The organism is Pseudaquabacterium pictum (assembly GCF_005403045.1).
GTDB lineage: Bacteria > Pseudomonadota > Gammaproteobacteria > Burkholderiales > Burkholderiaceae_C > Pseudaquabacterium > Pseudaquabacterium pictum.
Window position 1 is genome coordinate 296614 of the sequence record NZ_BJCL01000003.1, and the last position, 23400, is coordinate 320013.

A 23400-nucleotide genomic window follows, 5' to 3' on the forward strand; every position below is an offset into this window, starting at 1 on the left:
GTAAGTTGATTCCACTTCGCGCCATACGAATTAGACTTCTCTACCTGAAACGTCCTTGGCTCACCAAACTTTTTTCTGAAGTCTTGAATGGCAGCGATCTGGACGCCAAAATGAACGTGGGAGATAACAGCTTGTCCATTCACAGATTGTGACGTGGTGATGGAGGCGTCCGCATTGCTAGAGAAGTTAGGAACAAGTCCGCTCGGACGCTCTTTGGCACTGAAATAGAAAGGCCGCTTATTACCGCGCATCGTTTGAGCGCAGGTATAGGGGACGCCGAGGGTTTGGCCGTCATATGGCGGACAATTGGGGATTTCGTACACTCCTCCAATAACTAGGCCGTACACGGACGTGGAGTTTCCGCTAGTCTCGCTCTGTGCGATCGCTACCGACATACTCAGAGAAGTGACGAGTAGTGCTGTGAAGGATGCCGCTGAAGTAGTCATAGGATTCTCCTTGAAGAAGGCCTCGGGGAAGCTCCGAATTGTGCGAGCGACGCACGGTGTGGTGCGGCCCGTGATTTGCTCGGAAGGGTGGTGTTGTGCGGCCTAACGTTGAAGCTAACCGGACCGTTGCGGCGTGGGGCTAAAGGCCCAGAATGAAATGGAGGGCCTTTGGCCGCACGCCGCAATGGGTCCGGTTGAGCGACCTGTTAGGCCGCACTGGTGGAAGTGTGCTGACCCAAGAGACCTGGGACAAGCACCCGGGCCTGGCGTCGGCGCAGGACCTTGGTGAAGATACGAACGGCGCTGGACGAAGCGGCATGCGGCCCACGCTACCCCATGAGGTGATGTGCTGCAACAAGGGCCGCACCCAAGAACTGACTACGCGGCGTAGCACGCCGGCGCGAAGCGCCAACCATCAACCGGCTTGTGGACGTCCTACTTGGCACTGACGCCGCACAGGAAGTGCAGGTGCCAAACAGTGCATCTGCGCGTGGAGGTGCCGGACGACAGCCAGGCCGCGGGTTTGGCCTTGCAGGCTGCTGGCTTGGTAAAGCGGTGAATCGCGCGCGGAAGCTTGCTAACTGGATTCGACGCTGCGATCTCAGGAGGGCGGTGCAACTGTGCGGCCTAACGTTTGAGCTAACCGGACCGTTGCGGTATGTGGCTAAAGGCCCAGAATGAAATGGCGGGCCTTTGGCCGCTTGCCGCAATGGGTCCGGTTGAGCGAATGGTTAGGCGTCACGGCGTAGCTACATGCACGATGGATAGCCGGCGAACACACAGCCAGCTACCCACCCTACGCCGAACAGACCAGGAGAGAGCAACCAACCGACCAGTGCTGCAAGGCCGAGCGCAATGCGTGTTGTCGAGGGTGCCGCCTGAGGCGTGGCAAACATGAAGCGACGGAGTGCAGCAAGCGCAATGAACGGCAGCGAGAGCATGACCGCACTTCCTAACCAATAGCCGGCCTCCCTTTGAAGGACGAAGCCTTTGAACACGGAACCCTCGCCGCGCCCATAGAGGATCAAGAGCGTTGCAATCCACGCCCCTAGCCAAAGGGCCGTTGCTGTTTTCCATGTATGACTCGACAGCACACGCCATGAATTGCCCGTGGAGAGTGCCACTTGCGCGAATAGTGCGACCCCGCAAGGTAGGAAGGTCAGGTAGTGCCACATGCGCGTTGGTGTGGGGTGTTGGGTTTGTGACGCCTAACGTTGAAGCTAACCGGACCGTTGTGGCATGCGGCTAAAGGCCCAAAATGAAATGGCGGGCCTTTGGCCGCATGCCGCAATGGGTCCGGTTGAGCGATTTGTTAGGCCGCACTGGTAGAAGTGTGCTGACCCAACCGGCCATGGACAAGCAAGCCGGCTTGGCGAGTGCGCAGAAGCTTTGTGAAGAAGGCGAGAGCGCTGAACGTAGCGGCATGCGGCCCACGCTACCCGATGAAGTGACGCGCTGCAACAAGGGCCGCACCCAAGAACTGACTACGCGGCGTAGCACGCCGGCGCGAAGCGCCCACTAGCAACTGGCTTGTGGCCGTCCGATGCAGCACTGACGCTAAACAGGAAGCGCTAGTGCCAAACAGTGCCTCGGACCGCGGTGCTGCTGGACGACGGCCAGGCCAAGGTTTTGGTCTTGCGTGCTACTTGCGACACAGAGAGCTGGACCGTGCGAAAGAGCCCTTGGCATGATTTCAACGCGGCGATTCTTGTAGGGCGCTGCAACTGTGCGGCCTAACGTTGAAGCTAACCGGACCGTTGCGGTGTGGCGGCATTTGGGCTAGGTTTTTCTAGCCCAAATGGCGGCACGCCGCAATGGGTCCGGTTGAGCGACCTGTTAGGCCGCACTGGTGGAAGTGTGCAGCCCCAAGCCGCTTTGTAAGAGCGCACTGACCTGGCGATTGCGGAGGACCTTGGCGAAAGCGGCACCGGCGTTGGGCGAAGCGGCATGCGGCCCACGCTAACCGATGAGGTGCCGCGCTGCAACACGGGCCGCACTTACGAACTGACTGCGCGGCGCAGCACGCCGGCGCGAAGCGCCAACCAAGAACTAGCTTGGTGAGGTTCGAGGGGCCACTGGAGCAGCAAAGGCAGCTCAGGAGCCAACAGTGCATCGAGTTGCGGTGACCATGATGGTTGGCTCAGCTGCCTCCGGTTTTGTGTTTGAGCTGCCGAGAAGGGATCCGCAGGTTGCGTGCGAAGCCTTGGCTGATACTCGACGCGGCAATAGCGGCAAGGCGTTTCAACTGTGCGGCCTAACGTTCTAGCTAACCGGACCGTTGCGGTGTGGCGGCATTTGGGCTAGGGTTTTGTAGCCCAAATGGCGGCACGCCGCAATGGGTCCGGTTGAGCGCCGTGTTATGCGTAGCGCCAACGACGGAGCGGAAACACCAGCAGTGAAGCGATGGTTCTTGAAGCTGAGCCAGCTTGCAAGAGCCAATGCGCGGCAGGCGATGGAGCGCGGGACACAAGACCGTTGCAAGCGGAGCTGGTTGACGCGTGGCGATAGCAGTCTCTGTGTGCTGACATGGTTCTCGGTGCATCGAGAGATTGGTTGCCAGAGCGACGGAGTTTTGCGTGGCTGGACGTTGGCCACCGACTGCATTTGATCTCCGCGGGTTACCTGACGCATAACGTTTGAGCTAACCGGACCGTTGCGGTATGTGGCTGGAGGCCCAGAATGAAATGGCGGGCCTTTAGCCGCATGCTGCAATGGGTCCGGTTGAGCGAATGGTTAGGCCGCAATTCACTACTCGAGCTTTGGACCAGCTACCACCGAAATAGGCTTGACCTCGCCGGTTGGCTTCTTGACAAGAAGCTTGACCGTCTGACCGATCTCGCGCTGCATATATGGTTGCAGGTCGTTGGCCTTGGCACCAACTACCGACTTCCCCTCAATTTCGACAATGGTGTCGCCCGCAGTGATGCCTGCCTTATCTGCCGACGATCCGGCTAAGACTCTGGCTACTTTTACTGACTTCAGTGTCGGGTTCCAAAAAACGCCTTCTCCTTCTACTGAGATGTCGATGCCTAAGTAGCCCTTCCCACCCGCCAGTGCCGTGACTGCGGCGGTGAGAAGGATAGTAAAGATAGAAATGCGATTGCGGTACATAAGTGTAGTATTTGCTGTTCAATGTGGCGATTGCACAGGCACAGTGGAGGCTATTGCGGCCTAACGTTTGAGCTAACCGGACCGTTGCGGCATGCGGCTAAAGGCCCAGAATGAAATGGCGGGCCTTTAGCCGCATGCCGCAATGGGTCCGGTTGAGCAAATGGTTAGGCCACACTGCTTGGCTGTGCAAACGCCTATTTTGCAGGCCTAGCTGCGATGGCTTCGCATTCGACAAGCAACTTTGGATCGACGAGTTGAGAAATGAAGACCGCAGTAGAAGTTGGCTTGTGATCGCCAAGCAACTGCGCGCGAGCGCTGCGGACAACCCGGATGTCTTGACCAGCCACAACAAACAGCGTGATCTTGACAATAGAAGATGCATCTAGTCCATGAGCAAGTAGGAGGGACTTGATGTTGTTGAACATCTGAACAGACTGCTCTTCCAGAGTCGAAGGAACTGACCCATCCGGTTTGATGCCAACCTGGCCAGAGAGGAAGATCAGTTCTGTGCCTGTTGGTACCACTGCCGTGTGGCTGTATCCCGTGGGTGTGTGAACGTCTTGCGGATTGATAAATGTAGTCATGGGTGTGGTCTCCTGGAGTTCAATCAGATGTTGAAGTGCGCAGGTCTCGAATAGTGGGGCCTAACGTTGAAGCTAACCGGACCGTTGCGGCGTGTGGCTAAAGGCCCAGAATGAAATGGCAGGCCTTTAGCCGCATGCCGCAATGGGTCCGGTTGAGCGAATGGTTAGGCGTCACTGCGGTGCTGCGCATGACTTTGGGCTTCGCCTGATGGAAGTTGAATATGTACATACCCAAGAGCGCGAAGGTGTGAGGAGGATGTTGGGCTAATTCTCTCTTCCAACATCCGTTGCCATTGTTTCATGTCTGCTTTCGTGAAGAGGGCGCTACGTAGACGGTATCCAGCACCTCACGCAACTAGGTTGCCGGCATCTGGGAAAAGCTTGTGTACCTCATTGGTACCTCTGGCTGTTTCGCTATTCGATCTGGTGCGTTTTCTATCGAATCAATCCATAGATGATCCAGCCTGCAATGGCTGATATCACGATCCAATAGATTAATCGGGCTCTCGGACTCATCTTGCGGTAAGTCTCGGGATCGGGGCCTCCGGGTGCTGCCATGGGGTGCGTTTGTCTTTGTGACGCCTAACGTTTGAGCTAACCGGACCGTTGCGGTATGCGGCTAAAGGCCCAGAATGAAATGGCGGGCCTTTGGCCGCATGCCGCAATGGGTCCGGTTGAGCGAATGGTTAGGCCTCACCGTTTCCTCACTACGGTTACTGCAACTACTTCTAGGTCGACTTTGCGTAGGCTTGGTGTCAAGTTATTCGACCAATCGGAGGCTCATCGTCCCATTGCACTCGATCAAGTGTACTTCGCGTGTCTTTACTGCAGTTAGTTTGCCTCGTTCCAAACACGGTGTCGTTCGAGAGGTCTCAAAGTGCTTCTTGATCTTTTCTGTAACGTCCCACAGTGCTGAGACTCTTCCTTCGGTTTGGCCCTGACTGCGCCAGTTATCACGAACAGTTGGGATGACTAACAGCGCAAAGACTAGACTTGTTGCAAGACAACCTATAAGAAAAGGGCCTGCAACTGGCAAATTTAGAAGCGTACGCAATGATGTTCCCGGTGTCTGCATGAATAGCGGCGCGTGTTTGGCGGGCGGTTTGTGAGGCCTAACGTTTGAGCTAACCGGACCGTTGCGGTATGTGGCTAAAGGCCCAGAATGAAATGGCGGGCCTTTAGCCGCATGCCGCAATGGGTCCGGTTGAGCGAATGGTTAGGCATCGCTTTAGCCCGGTGACGCGGAGAAAACTACCCGGACAACTTTGTCGCCCAGAAAGTAAAGTGTGAGGTACTGCGGTAGCTCGCAAGTGCACTCCGCATTGAAGATCCAGACATCGGGATTTTGGTTCTCAGCTGGAGGCCCAAGGTTCTTCCGGACTTCTTCTCGAGTTGAGCCGAGCCGAAGAGCTTGCCAGTTTCCAAAGCCCTCATCGGGTTCAAGGTTCTTAGTGAGAGCTCGCGTGCGTTCATGCGGTGTCAGGCTGGTGTTGACCCCCTGTTCAAGTGCGATCTCGCCAACCAAGCTGTCTGTGAAGGTTGATACCTTCATGGTCATCTTTGCTCCCGGATCGATGAAGTAGCGGACCCCTTCAGATTCCTTGGGTCTGTGTGCGCCTTTACCGAGTAGCCTCACAACGTGTTTGTCCCGAGACGTCCCAGCTATCACCCCTGCGTAGTGCATCGGCCAGCAGAACGTTCCGGGCTTCGAGATAACGTGCTGGGCCGCTACTGCGTCGATGGCCAGGGCGAGTAGAAGAAGAGCGAGACGTGGAGTCACGGTGTATTTGCGATGCCTAACGTTCTAGCTAACCGGACCGTTGCGGTGTGACGGCATTTGGGCTACGGTTTTGTAGCCCAAATGGCGGCACGCCGCAATGGGTCCGGTTGAGCGCCGTGTTATGCGTAGCGCCAACGACGGAGCGGAAACGCCAGCTGCGCCTGGAAGTTGATTGAAGCTGAGCCAGCCTGCATGAGCCAATGCGCGGCAGGAGGTTGAGCGCGGGACACAAAACCGTTGCAGGCGGAACTGATTGACGCGTGGCGATGGCAGTCTCTCTGCGCTGACATGGTTCTCGGTGCACCGAGGCAACAGCTGCCAGAGCGACGGAGTCTTGCCGAGGTTGACGCCGGCCAGCGAATGCAATTTATTTTCCGCGGGGTACCTGACGCATAACGTTTGAGCTAACCGGACCGTTGCGGTATGTGGCTAAAGGCCCAGAATGAAATGGCGGGCCTTTTGCCGCATGCCGCAATGGGTCCGGTTGAGCGAATGGTTAGGCGTCGCTGGCGATAGTCTGTAAGTCTTCATTTGGCGAATGGAACAGTCTTCGTTGCGGTGGCTGGAGCAAATATCTCAGAAAGTTTCTTCTCGTTCGCATCCCGGAGTTCCGCATCGCTCAGTCGAATTATCTGCAGTATTTTTGCTCGAAGCGGTGCTGAGACGTTCACTAGCGTTGCGCTGAGTTTCTTGCGTTCATCTTCAACTATATCGCGCAGAGCTTTGCCTATCAACGGACTTTCCTTCATGGAGAGTACTTTTTCATCTCGAAGCACGTCCTGCAGACGAGACCTAAGGTTCTCTTGGGCCGCCCGCTCTGCCGATCGAATGCTGTCAATTGTCGTATCAAATATTCCCTGAAACGTAGGCACGTAGCCATACAGCTCCATATATGCAATCTGAAGCTGTTCATCGACGATTCGTTGCGATGCCTTTGCTTTCGCATCCATCAGTCCCTTAAAGAGCATTCGATTTGCCGGCTGGGTGGAGTTGGTCTCGGCAACCTTCTCTGAAACATCTACCAGAGTCGGCTGAATGTCCTCAAAATAGCGTTGCGACAGTTCTCCCCACCTTTCAACTTTAGCTGTAACAATTGATGCGCTCTTTCTGACTCGATCTGCATACTCTCTGTCTTTGAGATACTGATCTTTGTTCCACGCGACTATAAAGGCAACGAGTGATCCAACAATCGAGATCACTGTAAGTATCTGGCCAAGGTCTATTTCGCGCTTTAGGGTGAAGCTTCGATTACTTGATTCAGACACTTGGCAGACTTCCTAAATAGTTTATGTACTACGAGCGCGGATTCCGACGCCTAACGTTTGAGCTAACCGGACCGTTGCGGTATGTGGCTAAAGGCCCAGAATGAAATGCCGGGCCTTTAGCCGCATGCCGCAATGGGTCCGGTTGAGCGAATGGTTAGGCGGCATTAGTACAGACTCAGGCACTTATAAACTTCAAATCCCGACTTCTTGATGTCATTCCCAATGCGGTCAAGCAGGTACAAGTATGGGATCTTGTCATCCCCGACCGCAATAAGCCCTTTGCAGGAGTAGGAACAACTTGTGTATGAGGTGGGCTTCAAGCATATCTCCCTGCCTCTGGTTGTTTTCAGTAGGTCCATCGGCCAACTAAGGCAATCATATTTGCCACCTATTGGGCACGGTACTTGATCAAAGTTTCCAGCATAAACAATTGTCTTTCCCTGCAGGTCTGGGAGGTCGTCAAGAATGCCAGCAACGGTGAGGTTCGGCACTAGAGCCAAGGTTGCGAGTGCTAGCGTGCGTGTCTTTTTCATCTTGGTATCTTGCTGTTCATTCACGGAACCTTTGCCTATGCCGCCTAACGTTTGAGCTAACCGGACCGTTGCGGTATGTGGCTAAAGGCCCAGAATGAAATGGCGGGCCTTTAGCCGCATGCCGCAATGGGTCCGGTTGAGCGACCTGTTAGGCCGCACTGGTGGAAGTGTGCTGACCCAACCGACCCTGGACGAGCACGGCGGCCTGGTGAGTGCGCAGAACCTTGGTGAAGACGGCCAGGGCGCTGAGCGAAGCGGCATGCGGCCCACGCTAACCGATGAAGTGCCGTGCTGCAACATGGGCCGCACCCAAGAGCTGACTGCGCGGCGCAGCACGCCGGCGCGAAGCGCCAACCAGCAACTGACTTGGGGACCATCGAGTTGGCGAAGACGCCACATAGGAAGTGCATTTGCCAAACATTGTTCGGACTGTGGCGGTATCTGTGGACGGCCAGACCGGCAGTTTGAACTTGCGGGAAGCGGGCTTCGTAATTGAGCGCAAATTGCGTGAAATTGCGGCTTGAACTAATTGCGGCAATTTCGGCATGGCGATGCAACTGTGCGGCCTAACGTTTGAGCTAACCGGACCGTTGCGGCATGTGGCTAAAGGCCCAGAATGAAATGGAGGGCCTTTAGCCGCATGCCGCAATGGGTCCGGTTGAGCGATTGGTTAGCCAGCATTGGTTGCCAACTGTGGGCGTGCAGGCATTGCACAGTGCCAAGACGGATTTGGCAAGGCGTGCGGTTGCAGCATGCTGACACTTGATGATGGCCAAGGCAACCGGCGGTGCCGAGGCACGGACTGCGGAGCGCTCTTGCGCGCCGCCTGACCGACTGACTGCGCGGCGCAGCACGCCGGCGCGGAGCGCCGATGGCGAACAAGCTTGGAGTTCTTGGCTGCGGCACAGCCATGCAACTCAAGTGCTGGACGGGACCTGACCACACGACCGGGCCACCCTCGGGAGATGAACAACACCGGCGACCTGCGCAAGCCGAAATGCAACCTTGGCTAGCATGACTCCGCCAGTGGCGCGCGAGGCAGGCATACAGCAAGCCACAAGCGAGAGTTCGCTGCGAGATGGTGAGGGGGCACCGAAGCTGAGCATGCAAAGCAAGCACATGCGGCGAGCGTTGGCAATTGCATGCTGGCTAACGTTTGAGCTAACCGGACCGTTGCGGTATGTGGCTAAAGGCCCAGAATGAAATGTAGGGCCTTTAGCCACATGCCGCAATGGGTCCGGTTGAGCGAGGGGTTAGGCGTCTCCGCCAAAGTGCTTCTGCCAAGTCTTTAGATCTTCTTCTTTAACGAACAAGCCAGGCGAGTTCCTCGGACCGATCTTGAGCTTTGCTTCAATCGCCGTTACAACCGAGGCCCTGTCTTCGTCCGTAAGCGCGCCTTCTCGCTTCGCATCGAATACAAGCTTCATTAGTCTTTGCAAGTTGTTCACCTCGTGCGCCGCGTCTTCCTGTTTACTTTCCTGAAGTAAATAGATTGCTGAGCCTACGACAAGCGGGGCTATGTGCTTCTGGTGGCGCTTGCTTTCCCAGGCAAGACGCAACGCCGCTATTCCTAGGTTCCTTTGCTGCGAACCCCCGGCCAAGTACTGCAGGCCGCTCAGGAAAAGCTCGTCTGCTTTCTGCCGGAACGTGTATCGGGCGACGATCAGGCCACCCAGAAAGCCAATCAGTGCGCCCAGAATTGTGGCTGTCGCGTCCGCCATAAAAGCCTCCTTGAGACGCCTAACGTTTGAGCTAACCGGACCGTTGCGGTATGTGGCTAAAGGCCCAGAATGAAATGGCGGGCCTTTAGCCGCATGCCGCAATGGGTCCGGTTGAGCGATTGGTTAGCCAGCATTGGTGACCAACGGTGAGGGTGCAGGCATTGCACAGTGCCAAGACGGATTTGGCAAGGCGTGCGGTTGCAGCATGCTGACACTTGATGATGGCCAAGGCCACCGGCGTTGCCGAGGCACGGACTGCGGAGCGCCCTTGCGCGCCGCCTGGCGAACTGACTGCGCGGCGTAGCACGCTGGCGCGAAGCGCCAACGGCGAACAAGCTTGGAGTTCTTGGCTGCGGCACAGCCATGCAACTGAAGTGCTGGACGGGACCTGACCACACGACCTGGCCACCCCTGGCAGGTGACTACAACTCGCGACCTACGCAAGCCGAATTGCAACCATCGCAAGCCTGGCTGTGTCAGGGCCGCGCGGAGCAGGCATGCAACAGGGCAGAGGCGGGAGTTCACTGCAAGATGGTGGGCGGGCACCGTAGCTGCGCATGCAGAGCAAACTGATGCGTCGAACGTCTGCAATTGCATGCTGGCTAACGTGATGTAGCCATCATCACACCTGTCCAGCCATAGGCACAACCACCCACCGGTACCGAGATCTTTCCATTTCCGCTCTCCACCAATGGCTACTTCCGCACCAGCCGATCGTGCAACCCCAGGCGCTGGATCACTGATTTCTTCACCTGCCAAGCGCGTTGCCGTGGGTCCCACAGGCCGCCGGCATTCACAACCGCTCGGCGCAGTTCGGTCTCCATGGGCCGCAATCGCACCAGCAAGGCTCGGCGGCTGCGTTGGTCCTCGGGCATCGGTCCGGCATCGACCACGATTTCCACCGTGGTGTAGCGGCGTCCTGCCGGGCGGTCCTGGCGGTAGCGCACGCACACCAGTTGTTCGCCGAATTGGCGCACCAGTTTCTTGGTCCCGTCCTGGCCGGGTTCCAGTTTCTTCAGGATGCGGGTCTGGCTGACGGGCAGGGGCATGGCGGAGATCGGTGATGGCGGTGCCGCGGGCCGGGCAGCCGCACAACGGCGTCCGAGGGGCAGTGTGGTGTGCCGCCGCCGGCGGCCGCATGCCAGCTTGCAGCGAGGAGGCTTCCACCGGATACTGTGGATATGTACAGCAATGCGATGGATCGCGCAACGCCATGTCCATGTTCTCTGCCCCTCCCCCGCCGCGTCTGCTGGACCAACTCCGCCAGGAGATCCGCTACCTGCACTACAGCATACGAACCGAGCAGGCCTACGTCCATTGGGTGCGGGCCTTCGTCCGCTTCCATGGCCTGCGCCACCCGGCCGAGCTGGGCCACAACGCGGTCGAGGCGTTCCTCACCTGGCTGGCCACTGAACAGCAGGTGTCGGTGTCCACCCACAAGCAGGCCTTGTCGGCGTTGCTGTTCCTGTACCAGAAGGTCTTGCGGCTCTCGGTCCCCTGGCTCAACGACATCGCCCGCCCGCAGCGTGCGCCCCGTCTGCCGGTCGTGCTGTCGCACGACGAGGTCGCCCGGGTGCTCGCCGCGCTGCCCGATGGTCACCGCCTGTTCGGCCAACTGCTCTATGGCACCGGCATGCGCCTGATCGAGGCATCCCGGCTGCGCGTCAAGGACATCGAGTTCGAGCGCCGCGCCATCATCGTGCGCGAGGGCAAGGGCGCAAAAGACCGCGTGGTGATGCTGCCCGCCTCGCTTGAGCAGCCGTTGCGCCAGCAGCTGGCTGCCGCCCATGCCATCTGGTCGGAGGATCGGGCCGCCGGCGTGCCCGGCGTGCAGGTGCCCAACGCACTCGACCGCAAGTACCCGCGGGCGCCGCTGTCCTGGGCCTGGTTCTGGGTGTTCCCCCAGGCCACGCTGTCGGACGATCCGCGCGGCGCCGGCCGGCGCCGCCACCACCTGCATGAGCAGGCCTTCCAGCGCGCCTTCAAGCGGGCGCTGCAGGCCGCCGGCATCCACAAGCCGGCCTCGCCGCACACGCTGCGCCACTCCTTCGCCACCCACCTGCTGCTGTCGGGCTACGACATCCGCACCGTGCAGGAGCTGCTGGGCCACTCGGATGTCAGCACCACCATGGTCTACACCCATGTGCTCAAGCTGGGCGGTGGCGCGGTGCGCAGCCCGGTCGACAACCTCGCAGGTCTGGTGGGTGGCGGCAGTCCGGCCGCAGCCACCATGCCGGCTCCGCACCAGGCGCCTGCCGCAGCACCCATGCCGCCCGGCATCCCGCCGGCGGCCGAGCGCAAGGCACCGCCGCCTACCTGGCCGCCGGCCATGCCCCCAGGCCCCCGCCGTCGCCCACCCCAGGCCCGCGAGCCCGTCGCCGCCTACACCGTCCGGCCATGCTGCCCGCCTACGCCGAACTGCACTGCCGCAGCTGCTTCAGCTTCCTGACCGGCGCCTCGCGCCCGACCGAGCTGGTGGCCGAGGCCCGGCGCCGCGGCTATGCGGCGCTGGCCATCACCGACGAGGGTTCGCTGTCCGGCGTCGTGCATGCGCACGAAGCTGCGCGCGAGGCCGAGCTGCCCCTGGTCATCGGCGCGCAGATGGACCTGTCGCCCCGCCCGCAGGGTGATGGCGCGGTGCTGGCCGGCCACGGCCCGCCGCGGCTGGTGCTGCTGGCGCAGACCCGCCGCGGCTACGGCAACCTGGCGCAGTGGATCAGCGTGGCCCGCCGCCGCGCGCCCAAGGGGCAGTACCTGGCCCATGCGGCCGATCTGGAAGGCCGCGTGCCGCAGGCCCCGTTCCTGGCCGGCCTGCCGGGCTGCTTCGCCATCCTGGCGCCGCGGCCCGGCCAGGGCTTCGAGGCGGTCTACGCCCAGGCCATGTGGCTCAAGACCTGGTTCGGGGCCGACCGCTGCGCCATCGCCATCACCCTGCTCGGCCACCCGCAGGATGCCCAGCGCCTGGCGGTGCTGCCGCGGGTGTCGGCCCTCACCGGCCTGCCGCTGGTGGCCTGTGGCGATGTGCTGATGCACGCCCGCGCCCGCAAGCCGCTGCAGGATGCGCTGACCGCCACCCGCCTGGGCTGCACCGTGGCCGCCGCCGGCCTGGCCCTGGCGCCCAATGCCGAGGCCCATCTGCGGTCGCGCCAGCGCCTGGCGCGGCTGTACGCACCGGCGTGGCTGGCGGCCAGCGTCGCCATCGCCGCCAGCTGCAGCTTCTCGCTGACCGAGCTGCGTTATGAATACCCCGAGGAGATCGTCCCGCCTGGCCACAGCCCCACCAGCTGGCTGCGCGCACTGACCGAGGCCGGCGTGCGCGACCGTTTTCCCGCCGGCGCGCCGCCTGCGGTGCTGCAGACCATCGAGGACGAACTGGCGCTGATCGCCCAGCTGAAGTTCGAGCCCTACTTCCTCACAGTGGCCGACATCGTGCAGTGGGCGCGCAGCCAGGGCATCCTGTGCCAGGGCCGTGGCAGCGCGGCCAATTCGGTGGTCTGCTTCTGCCTGGGCGTCACCGAGGTCAACCCCACCGCCAAGCACATGACGCTGCTGTTCGGCCGCTTCATCAGCGCCGAGCGCAACGAGCCGCCCGACATCGACATCGATTTCGAGCACCAGCGCCGCGAGGAGGTCATCCAGTACATCTACCGCAAGTACGGTCGCCACCGCGCCGCGCTCACCGGCGTGATGATCAGCTACCGCCCGCGCTCGGCGCTGCGCGACATCGGCCGCGCGCTGGGCATCGACATCGACCGCATCAACGCCGTCAGCAAGGGCCAGCAGTGGTGGGACGGCCGCGGCATCGCGCCCGAGCGCCTGGCCGAGCAGGGCTTCGACCCCGATTCGCCGGTCTGCCGGCAATGGCTGGAGCTCACCCGCCAGCTGATCGGCTTTCCGCGCCACCTCAGCCAGCACCCGGGCGGCTTCGTCATCGCGCGTGACGACATCTCGCGCCTGGTGCCGGTGGAAAACGCCGCGATGGACGACCGCACCGTCATCCAGTGGGACAAGGATGACCTCGATGCCCTGGGCCTGATCAAGGTCGACATCCTGGCCCTGGGCATGCTGAGTGCCATCCGCCGCGCGCTGGCCATGGTGGCGGCCAAGCAGGGCCTGGCGCAGTTGCAGATGCACCAGCTGCCGCAGGGCGATGACGCGGTGTACGACATGCTGTGCCGCGCCGACAGCATCGGCACCTTCCAGGTCGAGAGCCGCGCCCAGATGAGCATGCTGCCGCGCCTGAAACCGCGCGAGTTCTACGACCTGGTGATCGAGGTCGCCATCGTGCGGCCCGGCCCCATCCAGGGCGGCATGGTGCACCCCTACCTGCGCCGCCGGTCGGGTGAAGAACCCGAGGACTACCCCAACGAGGCCGTGCGCCAGGCCCTGGGCCGCACCAAGGGCGTGCCCATCTTCCAGGAGCAGGTGATGCAGCTGGCCATCCTGGCGGCCGATTTCACCCCTGGCGAGGCCGACGCCCTGCGCCGCGCCATGGCGGCCTGGAAGCGCAAGGGCGGCCTCGGCCCGTTCCATGAACGCCTGGTCGGCCGCATGGTGGCCAAGGGCTACGACCCGGCCTATGCCGAGCGCATCTTCAAGCAGATCGAGGGCTTCGGCGAATACGGCTTCCCCGAGAGCCATGCCGCCAGCTTCGCGCTGCTGGTCTATGTCAGCGCCTGGCTGAAATGCCACCACCCCGACGCCTTCCTGGCCGCCCTGCTCAACAGCCAGCCGATGGGCTTCTACGCCCCGGCCCAGCTGGTGCGCGATGCCCGCGCCCACGGCGTGCAGGTGCGGCCGGTGGATGTGCTGCACAGCGATTGGGACACCGTGCTGGAAGGGCAGGGCGGGGAGGACGGCGATGGCCTGCGCCGGGATGCCGCGCCGGGCCTGCGCCCGGACGCCCCGCCGGGCCTGCGCCCGGGTGCCCCGCCGGTTCTGCGCCCGGTGCGCCTGGGCTTGAACCGCATCATCGGCCTGGCCGAGGCCGATGCCCGCCGCCTGCTGGCCGCGCGCGCGGCGCTGGCCCCGGGCGAGGCCTTCGCCAGCGTCGAGGACCTGGCCCGCCGCGCCGCGCTGGATGCCCATGCGCTGCAGCTGCTGGCCCAGGCCGATGCGCTGCGCAGCCTGGCCAGCCACCGCCACCAGGCCGCCTGGGCGGTGCGCGGCATCGACACCCGTGCCACGCCGCTGCTGCAGGCCACCCGCACCCACGAGGCGCCGGCCGATCTGCAGGCGCCCGGCGCCGGCCAGGCCCTGCTGGCCGATTACCGCAGCACCGGCCTGTCGCTCACCAGCCACCCGCTGGCCCTGCTGCGCGATGAACTGGCCGCCTTCCAGGTGCAGCCCGCCGCGGTGCTGGCCCTCAGCCGCCATGGCCAGCTGGTGCGGGCCTCGGGCCTGGTCACCCACCGCCAGCGGCCCGAGACGGCCAAGGGCGTGGTCTTCGTCACCCTGGAGGACGAGACCGGCGCGGTCAACGTGATCGTCTGGCCCACGGTGGCCGAGGCCCAGCGCCAGCCGCTGCTGGCGGCCACGCTGCTCACCGTCTATGGCGTCTGGCAACGCGACCGCGAAGGCCCCGATGCCGTGCAGCACCTGGTCGCCCGGCGCCTGGTCGACCATTCCGGTCTGCTGCAGGGTCTGGTCAGCAAGAGCCGGGATTTCCACTGACCGCCAGCCGCCCGCCGGCCGCTCGCCGAGAATGCGCGCCATGTCTGCCGCCGACGCCGCTCCCCTGATGCCCGACACCCTGCAGTGGCTGCCCGCCAGCGGCCAGCCCGAGCAGCTGATGCTGCTGCTGCACGGCTGGGGCGCCAGCGCGGCCGACATGGCGCCGCTGGCGCGCACGCTGCAGGCGGCGTTTCCGCAGGCCGCGCTGCTGGCGCCGCAGGGCTTCGAGCCGGTGGACAGCGGCCTGGCGGGACGCCAGTGGTTCAGCCTGGACGGCGTCACCGAAGACACCCGCCCCGCCCGCGTGGCCGCGGTGCTGCCGCGCCTGGCCGACTGGGTGCGCGCCGCCCAGCAGGCCAGCGGTGTGGGCCCGGCGGCCACCGCGCTGGTGGGCTTCTCGCAGGGCGCCATCCTGGCACTCGAACTGGCCCAGCTGCACGACGGCCTGGCCGGCCGCGTGCTCAGCTTCGCCGGCCGCTATGCCGCGCTGCCCACGGTGCCCCTGGCCCACACCACGCTGCACTTCTTCCACGGTGCCACCGACACGGTGATCCCCGCCGCCCAGTCGCGCCTGGCCATGGAGCGGCTGGCCGCGCTGCAGGGCGACGCCACCATCGACATCGCCAGCGGCGTGGGCCACACCCTGCCCCCGGCCCTGATGCAGTGCGCCGTGCAGCGCCTGCAGACCCACATCCCCCACCGCACCTGGATGGCCGCGATGGGCGCTGTGCCCGGCCTGGCCGGTCGCCAGCCGCTGGATGACGACTGACCCGAGAGAGCGCCGCCGCCATGCTGTTCCTGCTGTCCCCCGCCAAGAGCCTGGACTACGACCGCCCGCTCCCGCGCGGCGTGCGCCAGCGTGCCACCGAGCCGCTGTTCCTGCCCCAGGCCAGCGCGCTGATCGACACCCTCAAGCCGCTGCCGGCACAGCAGGTGGCCGCGCTGATGGACCTGTCGGATGACCTGGCCACGCTGAACGCTGCCCGCTACGCCGCCTGGGTGCCGCAGCACGACGACCGCAACAGCCGCCCGGCGGTGCTGGCCTTCAACGGCGATGTCTACGACGGCCTGGACGTGCGCAGCCTGAAGGCCGCTGACCTGGCCTGGGCGCAGGACCATGTCGTCATCCTCAGCGGCCTGTACGGCGCGCTGCGCCCGCTCGACCGGCTGCAGCCCTACCGGCTGGAGATGGGCACCCGCCATGCCACGCCGCAGGGCAAGGACCTCTACGCCTTCTGGGGCGACACCGTGGCCGGCTACCTGAACCAGCGCCTGGCCGACGACAAGCACCCGCTCATCGTCAACCTGGCCTCGCAGGAATACTTCAAGGTCGCCGACCGCCCGGCCCTGGCCGCCCGCGTGGTCGACTGCGTCTTCGAGGACTGGAAGGACGATGGCCAGGGCGGCGGCCAGTACAAGATCATCAGCTTCTTCGCCAAGCGGGCCCGCGGCGCGATGGCGCGCTGGGCCATCTTGCACCGGGCACGCAGCGTCAAGGCGCTGCAGGGCTTCGATGCCGACGGCTATGCCTTCGACAAGGCCGCCTCGTCGGCCGACCGGCTGGTCTTCCGCCGCCGCGCTGCCGCCTGACCCGGGCGGTCACGGCTTGGGCCGCGGCGGCGACGCTGCCAGAATCACGGGGCATGACATCGCCGCAAACCGTCACGCCCGAGCTGCGCCAGTGGATCATCGAACAGGCCCAGGCCGGCTGCCGACCCGATGCCGTGCTGGCTGCCATGCGCAGCAGCGGCTGGGATGAAGAGATCGCGCTGGATGCGCTGACCCACACCCTGCAGACCTTCCTCGGCGGCCAGCCGCCCGGCCAGGCGGTGGCGCAGGCCCTGCCGCCGCCGGTGCGGGTGCCCGAGCCGGCGCTGGCCGGATCCCCCAGCACGCTGTGGGCGCATGACCGTGACGTGAAGGTGCTGCTGGCCATGCAGCACCCGCGGGTGGTGGTCTTCGGCGGTCTGCTGTCCGACGACGAATGTGATGCGCTGGTGGCCGCCGCCGCGCCGCGCATGGCGCGCTCGGAGACGGTGGTCAACGAGACCGGCGGCAACGAGGTGAATGCCTCGCGCACCAGCGATGGCATGTTCTTCGGCCGTGGCGAGCTGCCGATCTGCCAGACCATCGAGGCCCGCATCGCCGCCCTGGTGAACTGGCCGCTGGTCAACGGCGAAGGCCTGCAGGTGCTGCACTACCGGCCCGGCGCCGAGTACAAGCCGCACCACGACTACTTCGACCCCGCCCAGCCCGGCATGGCCGCGGTGCTGCGCCGCGGCGGCCAGCGGGTGGGCACCATCGTGATGTACCTGAACACGCCGCAGCAGGGCGGCGGCACGGTGTTCCCCGACGTGCAGCTGGAAGTGGCACCGATCAAGGGCAATGCGGTGTTCTTCAGCTACGACCGGCCCCACCCCGTCACCCGCAGCCTGCACGGTGGATCGCCGGTGCTGGCGGGCGAGAAATGGGTCGCCACCAAGTGGCTGCGCGAGGGCGAATTCCAGTAGGGGTCGCAAGCGCTCAGCCCGGTGCCGACCAGGCCACCAGCGAGGCTGCCGCCACCAGCGCAGGCACCAGGCCCAGCGCCACCCACAGCGCGTAGCGCCGGCCCCCCGTGGTCCAGGCCACGGCGGTGCGGGTGATGCCATTGGCCCCGATCGCTGCCAGCACCGCCGTGCCGGCGCCAGCCGCGCTGATGCGGCCCTGGGCCTGCAGCGCGGCCACGGCGGTCACGCCCGCATGGGCATCGGCCAGGCCGGCCAGCGCCACGCTGGCCAGCGTGCCGGCCTGGCCGAACCACCGGTCGGCCTGCGTCACCACCAGCGTCACCGCGGTCAGCATGGCGGCCACGGTCAACGCCTGGCGGATCTGCAGCGCGCCGCCGCCCGGCGGCAGGGGCACGGCCAGCGCCGGATCCTGGCGTCCGCGCCAGGCCAGGCCGCCGCCCACCGCCATGGCCACCGCCGCCGCCGCCAGCAGCGCGGGCGTGAGCTGCAGCGCCAGTGCCGGCGCCACCGCCCACAGCATCAGCAGCGCCTGCAGCCAGGTGGCGCCGGTGGACAGCACCGCCGCGGCGGTGCAGGGCCCGGCCAGCGCCGGCTCGGCCCGCAGGCGGCTGCCCATGGCGGCCACCGTGGCGGTGCTGGAGACGAAGCCGCCCAGCAGCCCCGACAGCGGCAGGCCGATGCCCGGCCCGGCCCAGCGCAGCGCCATGTGGCCGGCGGCCTGCAGCAGCAGGATCAGCAGCACCAGACCGGCCAGCACGCTGGGCTGCAGCCCGGCCAGCCAGGGCACCGGCTGCTGCGGCACCAGTGGCAGCAGCACCAGGCCCAGGGCGGCCAGCAGCAGGCCGTCGTGCAGCTCCTGCGCACTCAGCAGCCGGGTGGCCACGCGGTGCAGGGGGCCGCGGGCGGCCAGCAGCACGGCCACCGCGGCGGCGCAGCCAGCGGCGAGGGCCGGCTGCGGCAGTGCCAGCACGCCGATGAAGTAGGTCACCACCAGCGCCAGCTCGGTGGTCATGCCGGGGTCGGCCGCATCGGGCTGGGGGGTGTTGGGCAAGACGCTGGCGCGCCAGCGGTCGAAGCCATAGGCCAGGCCGGCCAGCAGCACCACCGCCGCCGCGCCGGCAGCCACCAGGGCCGGCTGGCCCAGCGCCTGGGCCACTGCACCGGCCAGTGCCACCAGCGCAAAGCTGCGGATGCCGGCGGCGCGCCGGGTCGGGCCGTCGCCCTTGCGGCGTTCGCGCTCCAGGCCGATCAGCAGGCCGCTGCCCAGCGCCACCGCCAGGCCCAGCAGCAGGCTGTTGTCGGGCAGCGTCATGCCTGCCGCATCACGGTGTCACGGCTTCCTGGTGCTGCGGCACCCGCACGGCCCAGCCCAGCTGGTTCTGGATGCGCGCGCGCAGCGCATCGGCGGCATCGGGCTCGCCGTGCACCACGTAGGTCTGGCGCGGTGCGGCCGGCAGCTGGCGCAGCCAGGCCATCAGCCCGTCGGCATCGGCATGGCCGGAGAAGCCTTCGAGTTGGCTCACCGTGGCCCGCACCGGCACCATGGCGCCGTGGATCTTCACCTCGCTGGCGCCGGCCACCAGGTGGGCACCGCGGCTGCCGCCGACCTGGAAGCCGGCGAAGACGATGTGGTGGCGCGGATCGGGCGCCAGGTGGGCCAGGTGGTGCAGCACCCGCCCGCCGGTGGCCATGCCGCTGGCCGACAGGATGATGGCCGGCATGCGTGCCGCTGCCAGCCGCTGTGATTGCGCTGCGGTGGCCACCATGCGCACGCCATCGCACAGCTGGGCCACCTCGCGCGCCGGCAGGCGCAGCAGGCGGCGGTGGCGGGTGTAGAGCGCGGTGGCCTCGATGGCCATCGGGCTGTCCAGGAAGATCGGCAGCTGCGCCGGGATCTCGCCGGCCCGCTTCAGCCGCTGCAGCACCGCCATCAGCGCCTGCGCCCGGCCGACGGCAAAGGTGGGCAGCAGCACGCTGCCGCCGCGGGCCACGGTGTCGCGCACGATCTGCGCCAGCCGCTGCGGCGTGTCGTCATCGGTGGGGTGCAGGCGGTTGCCGTAGGTGGACTCGACCAGCAGCACATCCACCGCGCCCAGCGGCTGCGGCGGCGGCATCAGGATGTCGCCGCTGCGGCCCAGATCGCCCGAGAAGCCCAGGGATTCGCTGCCGCTGCGCAGCGTGACGGCGCAGGCGCCCAGCAGGTGGCCCACCGGGGTCAGCGCCACATCCACATCGCCCACCCGGCGCAGCCGGCCCGGCGCCAGCGGCACCAGCTGGGCGATGGCCCGCTTCGCATCGGCCTTGGTGTAGAGCGGCAGTGCCTTGGCATGGCGCGAGAAGCCCTGCCGGTTGGCGCGGCGGGCGTCTTCCTCCTGCAGGTGGGCGCTGTCGAGCAGCAGCACCCGGGCCAGGTCGCAGGTGGCCGGGCTGGCGTAGACCGGGCCGCGGAAACCGGCCTTCACCAGGCCCGGCAGGAAGCCGCTGTGGTCGAGGTGGGCATGGCTGAGCACCACCGCGTCCAGCGTGTGCGGCGCCACGCCCAGCGGCGCCCAGTTGCGCTCGCGCAGCACCTTCCAGCCCTGGAACAGGCCGCAGTCGAGCAGGATGCGCTGGTCGCCCAGCGTGACGAGGTGGCGGGAGCCGGTGACCGCATCGGCGGCGCCGAGGAACTGGATCTGCATGGTGGGCCTGTTGGCAACGGTGGCAGTGCCAAGTGTGCGCCACCGTGCAGCGGCCTCAGGCGCTGAGTTTCTGGTACTCGAAGAACATCTGGCCGGCAAACGCCAGCGTGCCCATCAGCGCCGCGCCGCCCACCAGCAGCGCGATCACCACCGCGATCACCGGCGCCCAGCGGGTGTCCTGCAGCGGCTGGCCGCGGCGCTCGGCCCAGCGCTCGTCGGGCGTCAGGCCCAGCACGATGGTCGACAGCATGGCCACCACCACCATCGCGCCGAACAGCGGGATCAGCAGCCAGGCGGCATGGTCGTCCTGGCCCAGGTTCAGCATGCGGACCACGCCCACCAGGCCGATGAGCGACCCCAGCGCATGCAGCCAGCCCAGCACATCGCGCCAGCCGTGCAGGTAGAAGCGGTGCGCGCCGAGCAGCCCGCCCAGCAGCGCCAGCCAGGTGGCCAGGGTCTTGGATTTGGACTTGGTCGCGGCGGTGGAGCCCGCAGCACGGTCAGGCATGGCAATCCCGGCCATCAGTCGGTGCCCGGCGTGGTGGCGCCGGTGCCCAGGCTGCGCTGCATCAGCACCACGTCCAGCCAGCGGTCGAACTTCCAGCCGCTGGCCTTGAGCACGCCGGTGTGGGTGAAGCCCAGCGCCGCATGCACGCCGATCGAGCCGGCGTTCTCGGCATCGCCGATCACCGCCAGCATCTGGCGCGCACCGGCAGCCTCGCAGCGGGCCACCAGTTCGGCCAGCAGCAGCTTGCCCACGCCGCGGCCGCGTGCGTCGGGGTGCAGGTAGATCGAGTCTTCCAGGCAGAAGCGGTAGGCCTTGCGCGGGCGGAAGTGGTTGGCATAGGCATAGCCCAGCACCGGGCTGTCGGCGCTGCCGCGTTCCTGCGCCACCAGCCAGGGCAGGCCCTTGGACAGCACGTCGTCGCGGCGGCGGTTCATCTCGGGCAGGTCGGGCGGCTCGAGCTCGAAGGTGCCGGTGCCGTGCAGCACGGCCTGGGCATAGATGGCGGTGATGGCGGGCAGGTCGGCCGGGGTGCTGGGGCGGATGAGCAGGGCGGGTGCGGTCATGTTGGCAAATTTCAGCCGCGGCAGGCGGCGTGCCTCAGTTTATAATGCGCGGTTTTCGGCGACGGTGGGTGCGGCAGATCAATTGGCTGCACCTGCGTATCTACGACGCCGATCCCTGTGCCGCCAGCGTCTTCTGCGGGGCTTTTCAGCCCGGCAGCCGTGCCCCGGTGGTGATTTGATGGTCCAGCCTCGCGTGTCTCCTTGGCCGGCCTGTCGCCCAGATTCTTTCGGAAGATCAACATGGTCGTCATTCGACTTGCCCGCGGCGGCGCCAAGAAGCGCCCGTTCTACAACATCGTGGTCGCCGACTCGCGCGAGCGCCGCGACGGCCGCTACCTCGAGCGCCTGGGTTTCTACAACCCGATGGCCGCCGGTGCCGAGCAGCCGCTGCGCGTGGCACTCGACCGCGTCACCTACTGGACCGGCGTGGGCGCGCAGATGTCGCCCACCGTCAAGCGCCTGGTGAGCGACGCCGCCAAGGCCCAGGTGGCCCCGGCCGCCCCCGCCGCTGCCTGATCTGGCTGCCGGCTGAACCCGCCCCGCGCGCCCCGTCGCCATGACGTTGCCTGCGCCCGGCGGGTTCGATGACCCCCCGTTCCCCGACGACGCCATCGAGGTCGGCCGGGTGCTCGGTGCCTGGGGCATCAAGGGCGGCATCCGCGTGCAGCCCTTCAGCAAGGACCCGCAGGCGCTGTTTTCATCGCGCCGCTGGTTCATCCGCCCGCCGGAAGCGCCCGTTGCCGGCCCCAAGCCGGCGGCTGCGGCCTATCCGGCCCTGCTGCGCATCACGCACAGCAAGGAGCAGGGCGATGCGGTGGTGGCCACCGCGCAGGAGCTGCCCGACCGCAACGCCGCCGAGGCGATGAAGGGCGCGCGCATCTTCATCGCGCGCAGCAGCTTCCCCACCGCCGGCGACGGCGAGTTCTACTGGATCGACCTGATCGGTCTGGCCGTGGTCAACCGCGAGGGCGACGCCCTGGGCACGGTGACCGGCCTGATCGACACCGGCGCGCACAGCGTGCTGCGGGTCCACCGCCCCGATGCGGCGCCGGATGCCTCGCCCGAGGCGGCGGAGCGGCTGATCCCGTTCGTGGCGGCCTACATCGACGCCGTCAGCCTGGCCGACCAGCGCATCACCGTCGACTGGGGCCTGGACTACTGATCCGCCCAGCGCCGCATGCGCTTCGACATCGTCACGCTGTTCCCCGACCTGTTCGGGCCCCACCTCAGCCAGGGCATCACCCGCCGGGCCTTCGAGCGTGGCCAGGTCGCCGTGCAGCTGTGGCTGCTGCGCGACTTCGCCACCGACACCTACCGCCGCGTCGATGACCGGCCGTTCGGCGGCGGCCCCGGCATGGTGATGCTGGCCGAGCCGCTGGAGCGGGCACTGGCCGCGGTGCAGGCCGCGCGTGCTGCGGCGCAGGTGCCGGCCGCGCCGGTCATCCACTTCACACCCACCGGCGCGCCGATCACCCAGGCCCTGGTGCGCCAGATGGCTGCGGCCGACGCGCCCGGCGCGGTGCTGCTGTGCGGCCGCTACGAGGGCATCGACCAGCGCGTGCTGGACCGCCATGTGACGCTGGAGCTGAGCCTGGGCGACTTCGTGCTGTCCGGCGGCGAGCTGCCGGCGCTGGCCCTGCTGGACGCCATCGCGCGGCTGCAGCCCGGGGTGCTGACGACCGAATCGCACGAGCAGGACAGCTTCTCCGCCGACGGCCTGCTGGACTGCCCGCACTACAGCCGGCCCGAGCTGCTGGCCACCGCCGATGGCGCCACGTTGCCGGTGCCGCCGGTGCTGCTGAGCGGCCACCATGCCCAGATCGCCCGCTGGCGGCGCGACCAGCAGCTGGCCATCACCCAGCGCCGCCGGCCTGATCTGATTGCCGCGGCTCGGGCAGCGGGCCGCTTGTCCAAGGCCGACGAACGGGCCGTGGCAGAGGCCGCACAGCCGGACCAGCCAAACACAGCGCCCGGCGCGCTATAATCATCGGCTTTGCGATCCTCTACCGGGCTACAACGTCGGCA

At 65.6% G+C, this 23400-nt stretch carries 18 protein-coding genes; 8 read left to right on the forward strand and 10 right to left on the reverse strand.

The features are described from left to right. Positions 1-1195: 1195 nt before the first annotated feature. The 6 genes from FFT10_RS08340 to FFT10_RS08370 all read right to left on the reverse strand — a co-directional run bounded on the left by FFT10_RS08340 (position 1196) and on the right by FFT10_RS08370 (position 10489). Positions 1196-1621: a hypothetical protein gene (locus tag FFT10_RS08340; protein ID WP_137732336.1), complete on the reverse strand. Its 426-nt coding sequence runs from the start codon at positions 1619-1621 to the stop codon at positions 1196-1198. A 1573-nt stretch (positions 1622-3194) separates the two neighbouring features. Continuing rightward, positions 3195-3557 carry a PDZ domain-containing protein gene (locus FFT10_RS08345; RefSeq protein ID WP_137732337.1) on the reverse strand — a complete coding sequence of 121 codons (363 nt, stop codon included), beginning with the start codon at positions 3555-3557 and terminating at the stop codon, positions 3195-3197. A 194-nt stretch (positions 3558-3751) separates the two neighbouring features. After that, a complete protein-coding gene (locus tag FFT10_RS08350; RefSeq protein WP_137732338.1) occupies positions 3752-4141 on the reverse strand; it encodes a RidA family protein in 390 nt (129 codons plus the stop codon). Between the two features lie 2307 nt (positions 4142-6448). Next, a complete protein-coding gene (locus tag FFT10_RS08360; RefSeq protein ID WP_137732340.1) occupies positions 6449-7186 on the reverse strand; it encodes a hypothetical protein in 738 nt (245 codons plus the stop codon). A 1786-nt stretch (positions 7187-8972) separates the two neighbouring features. Further along, complete coding sequence (locus tag FFT10_RS08365; RefSeq protein WP_137732341.1) at positions 8973-9440, reverse strand: hypothetical protein; 468 nt, start codon at positions 9438-9440, stop codon at positions 8973-8975. Between the two features lie 695 nt (positions 9441-10135). Beyond that, a complete protein-coding gene (locus tag FFT10_RS08370) occupies positions 10136-10489 on the reverse strand; it encodes a hypothetical protein (protein ID WP_137732342.1) in 354 nt (117 codons plus the stop codon). Positions 10490-10653: 164 nt separating this feature from the next. On the opposite strand from FFT10_RS08370, the gene FFT10_RS08375 reads away from it, so the two are divergent. The 5 genes from FFT10_RS08375 to FFT10_RS08395 are packed head-to-tail and all read left to right on the forward strand — an operon-like array spanning position 10654 to position 17623. Beyond that, positions 10654-11889, forward strand: coding sequence for an integron integrase (locus tag FFT10_RS08375; protein ID WP_444544323.1), 1236 nt, complete (start codon positions 10654-10656; stop codon positions 11887-11889). Next, entirely contained in the window at positions 11838-15113 is a 3276-nt protein-coding gene (locus FFT10_RS08380; protein WP_137732343.1) for an error-prone DNA polymerase, read from the forward strand. Before FFT10_RS08375 ends, FFT10_RS08380 begins: the two co-directional genes overlap by 52 nt. Positions 15114-15153: 40 nt before the next feature. After that, entirely contained in the window at positions 15154-15882 is a 729-nt protein-coding gene (gene ypfH / locus FFT10_RS08385; RefSeq protein ID WP_373282481.1) for an esterase, read from the forward strand. Positions 15883-15902: 20 nt separating this feature from the next. Continuing rightward, positions 15903-16703, forward strand: coding sequence for a peroxide stress protein YaaA (gene yaaA, locus FFT10_RS08390; protein ID WP_137732344.1), 801 nt, complete (start codon positions 15903-15905; stop codon positions 16701-16703). Between the two features lie 53 nt (positions 16704-16756). After that, on the forward strand, positions 16757-17623 hold the full coding sequence (locus FFT10_RS08395) for a 2OG-Fe(II) oxygenase (protein WP_137732345.1): 867 nt from the start codon (positions 16757-16759) through the stop codon (positions 17621-17623). 13 nt (positions 17624-17636) lie between these two features. On the opposite strand, the gene FFT10_RS08400 is transcribed toward FFT10_RS08395, so the two are convergent. Genes FFT10_RS08400 through FFT10_RS08415 form a run of 4 tightly spaced genes read right to left on the reverse strand, consistent with a single transcriptional unit; the run spans position 17637 to position 21375 of the window. After that, the gene (locus tag FFT10_RS08400) at positions 17637-18935 is read right to left on the reverse strand and encodes a DUF4010 domain-containing protein (protein ID WP_137732346.1); all 1299 of its coding nucleotides are present in this window, start codon (positions 18933-18935) and stop codon (positions 17637-17639) included. A 10-nt stretch (positions 18936-18945) separates the two neighbouring features. Then, complete coding sequence (locus FFT10_RS08405; protein WP_137732347.1) at positions 18946-20304, reverse strand: MBL fold metallo-hydrolase RNA specificity domain-containing protein; 1359 nt, start codon at positions 20302-20304, stop codon at positions 18946-18948. 55 nt (positions 20305-20359) lie between these two features. After that, positions 20360-20812 carry an NINE protein gene (locus FFT10_RS08410; RefSeq protein WP_137732348.1) on the reverse strand — a complete coding sequence of 151 codons (453 nt, stop codon included), beginning with the start codon at positions 20810-20812 and terminating at the stop codon, positions 20360-20362. Between the two features lie 14 nt (positions 20813-20826). Then, positions 20827-21375: a GNAT family N-acetyltransferase gene (locus tag FFT10_RS08415; RefSeq protein ID WP_137732349.1), complete on the reverse strand. Its 549-nt coding sequence runs from the start codon at positions 21373-21375 to the stop codon at positions 20827-20829. A 240-nt stretch (positions 21376-21615) separates the two neighbouring features. Here FFT10_RS08415 and rpsP point away from each other — a divergent pair, with 240 nt between their 5' ends. From rpsP to trmD, 3 genes are read left to right on the forward strand one after another with little or no spacing between them, the layout of a single operon-like run. Continuing rightward, entirely contained in the window at positions 21616-21891 is a 276-nt protein-coding gene (rpsP, locus tag FFT10_RS08420) for a 30S ribosomal protein S16 (protein ID WP_137732350.1), read from the forward strand. Between the two features lie 40 nt (positions 21892-21931). Beyond that, the gene (rimM, locus tag FFT10_RS08425) at positions 21932-22537 is read left to right on the forward strand and encodes a ribosome maturation factor RimM (protein ID WP_137732351.1); all 606 of its coding nucleotides are present in this window, start codon (positions 21932-21934) and stop codon (positions 22535-22537) included. Between the two features lie 15 nt (positions 22538-22552). Beyond that, entirely contained in the window at positions 22553-23359 is an 807-nt protein-coding gene (gene trmD / locus FFT10_RS08430; RefSeq protein ID WP_137732352.1) for a tRNA (guanosine(37)-N1)-methyltransferase TrmD, read from the forward strand. The last annotated feature ends 41 nt before the right edge of the window (positions 23360-23400 follow it).

Excerpts from the sequence above, each read along its gene's own strand:
- FFT10_RS08340 (WP_137732336.1), bottom strand. The coding sequence starts at position 1,621 with ATGTGGCACTACCTGACCTTCCTACCTTGCGGGGTCGCACTATTCGCG.
- FFT10_RS08345 (WP_137732337.1), bottom strand. The coding sequence starts at position 3,557 with ATGTACCGCAATCGCATTTCTATCTTTACTATCCTTCTCACCGCCGCA.
- FFT10_RS08350 (WP_137732338.1), bottom strand. The coding sequence starts at position 4,141 with ATGACTACATTTATCAATCCGCAAGACGTTCACACACCCACGGGATAC.
- FFT10_RS08365 (WP_137732341.1), bottom strand. The coding sequence starts at position 9,440 with ATGGCGGACGCGACAGCCACAATTCTGGGCGCACTGATTGGCTTTCTG.
- FFT10_RS08370 (WP_137732342.1), bottom strand. The coding sequence starts at position 10,489 with ATGCCCCTGCCCGTCAGCCAGACCCGCATCCTGAAGAAACTGGAACCC.
- FFT10_RS08375 (WP_444544323.1), top strand. The coding sequence starts at position 10,654 with ATGTCCATGTTCTCTGCCCCTCCCCCGCCGCGTCTGCTGGACCAACTC.
- FFT10_RS08380 (WP_137732343.1), top strand. The coding sequence starts at position 11,838 with ATGCTGCCCGCCTACGCCGAACTGCACTGCCGCAGCTGCTTCAGCTTC.
- ypfH (WP_373282481.1), top strand. The coding sequence starts at position 15,154 with ATGTCTGCCGCCGACGCCGCTCCCCTGATGCCCGACACCCTGCAGTGG.
- yaaA (WP_137732344.1), top strand. The coding sequence starts at position 15,903 with ATGCTGTTCCTGCTGTCCCCCGCCAAGAGCCTGGACTACGACCGCCCG.
- FFT10_RS08395 (WP_137732345.1), top strand. The coding sequence starts at position 16,757 with ATGACATCGCCGCAAACCGTCACGCCCGAGCTGCGCCAGTGGATCATC.
- FFT10_RS08400 (WP_137732346.1), bottom strand. The coding sequence starts at position 18,935 with ATGACGCTGCCCGACAACAGCCTGCTGCTGGGCCTGGCGGTGGCGCTG.
- FFT10_RS08405 (WP_137732347.1), bottom strand. The coding sequence starts at position 20,304 with ATGCAGATCCAGTTCCTCGGCGCCGCCGATGCGGTCACCGGCTCCCGC.
- FFT10_RS08410 (WP_137732348.1), bottom strand. The coding sequence starts at position 20,812 with ATGCCTGACCGTGCTGCGGGCTCCACCGCCGCGACCAAGTCCAAATCC.
- FFT10_RS08415 (WP_137732349.1), bottom strand. The coding sequence starts at position 21,375 with ATGACCGCACCCGCCCTGCTCATCCGCCCCAGCACCCCGGCCGACCTG.
- rpsP (WP_137732350.1), top strand. The coding sequence starts at position 21,616 with ATGGTCGTCATTCGACTTGCCCGCGGCGGCGCCAAGAAGCGCCCGTTC.
- rimM (WP_137732351.1), top strand. The coding sequence starts at position 21,932 with ATGACGTTGCCTGCGCCCGGCGGGTTCGATGACCCCCCGTTCCCCGAC.
- trmD (WP_137732352.1), top strand. The coding sequence starts at position 22,553 with ATGCGCTTCGACATCGTCACGCTGTTCCCCGACCTGTTCGGGCCCCAC.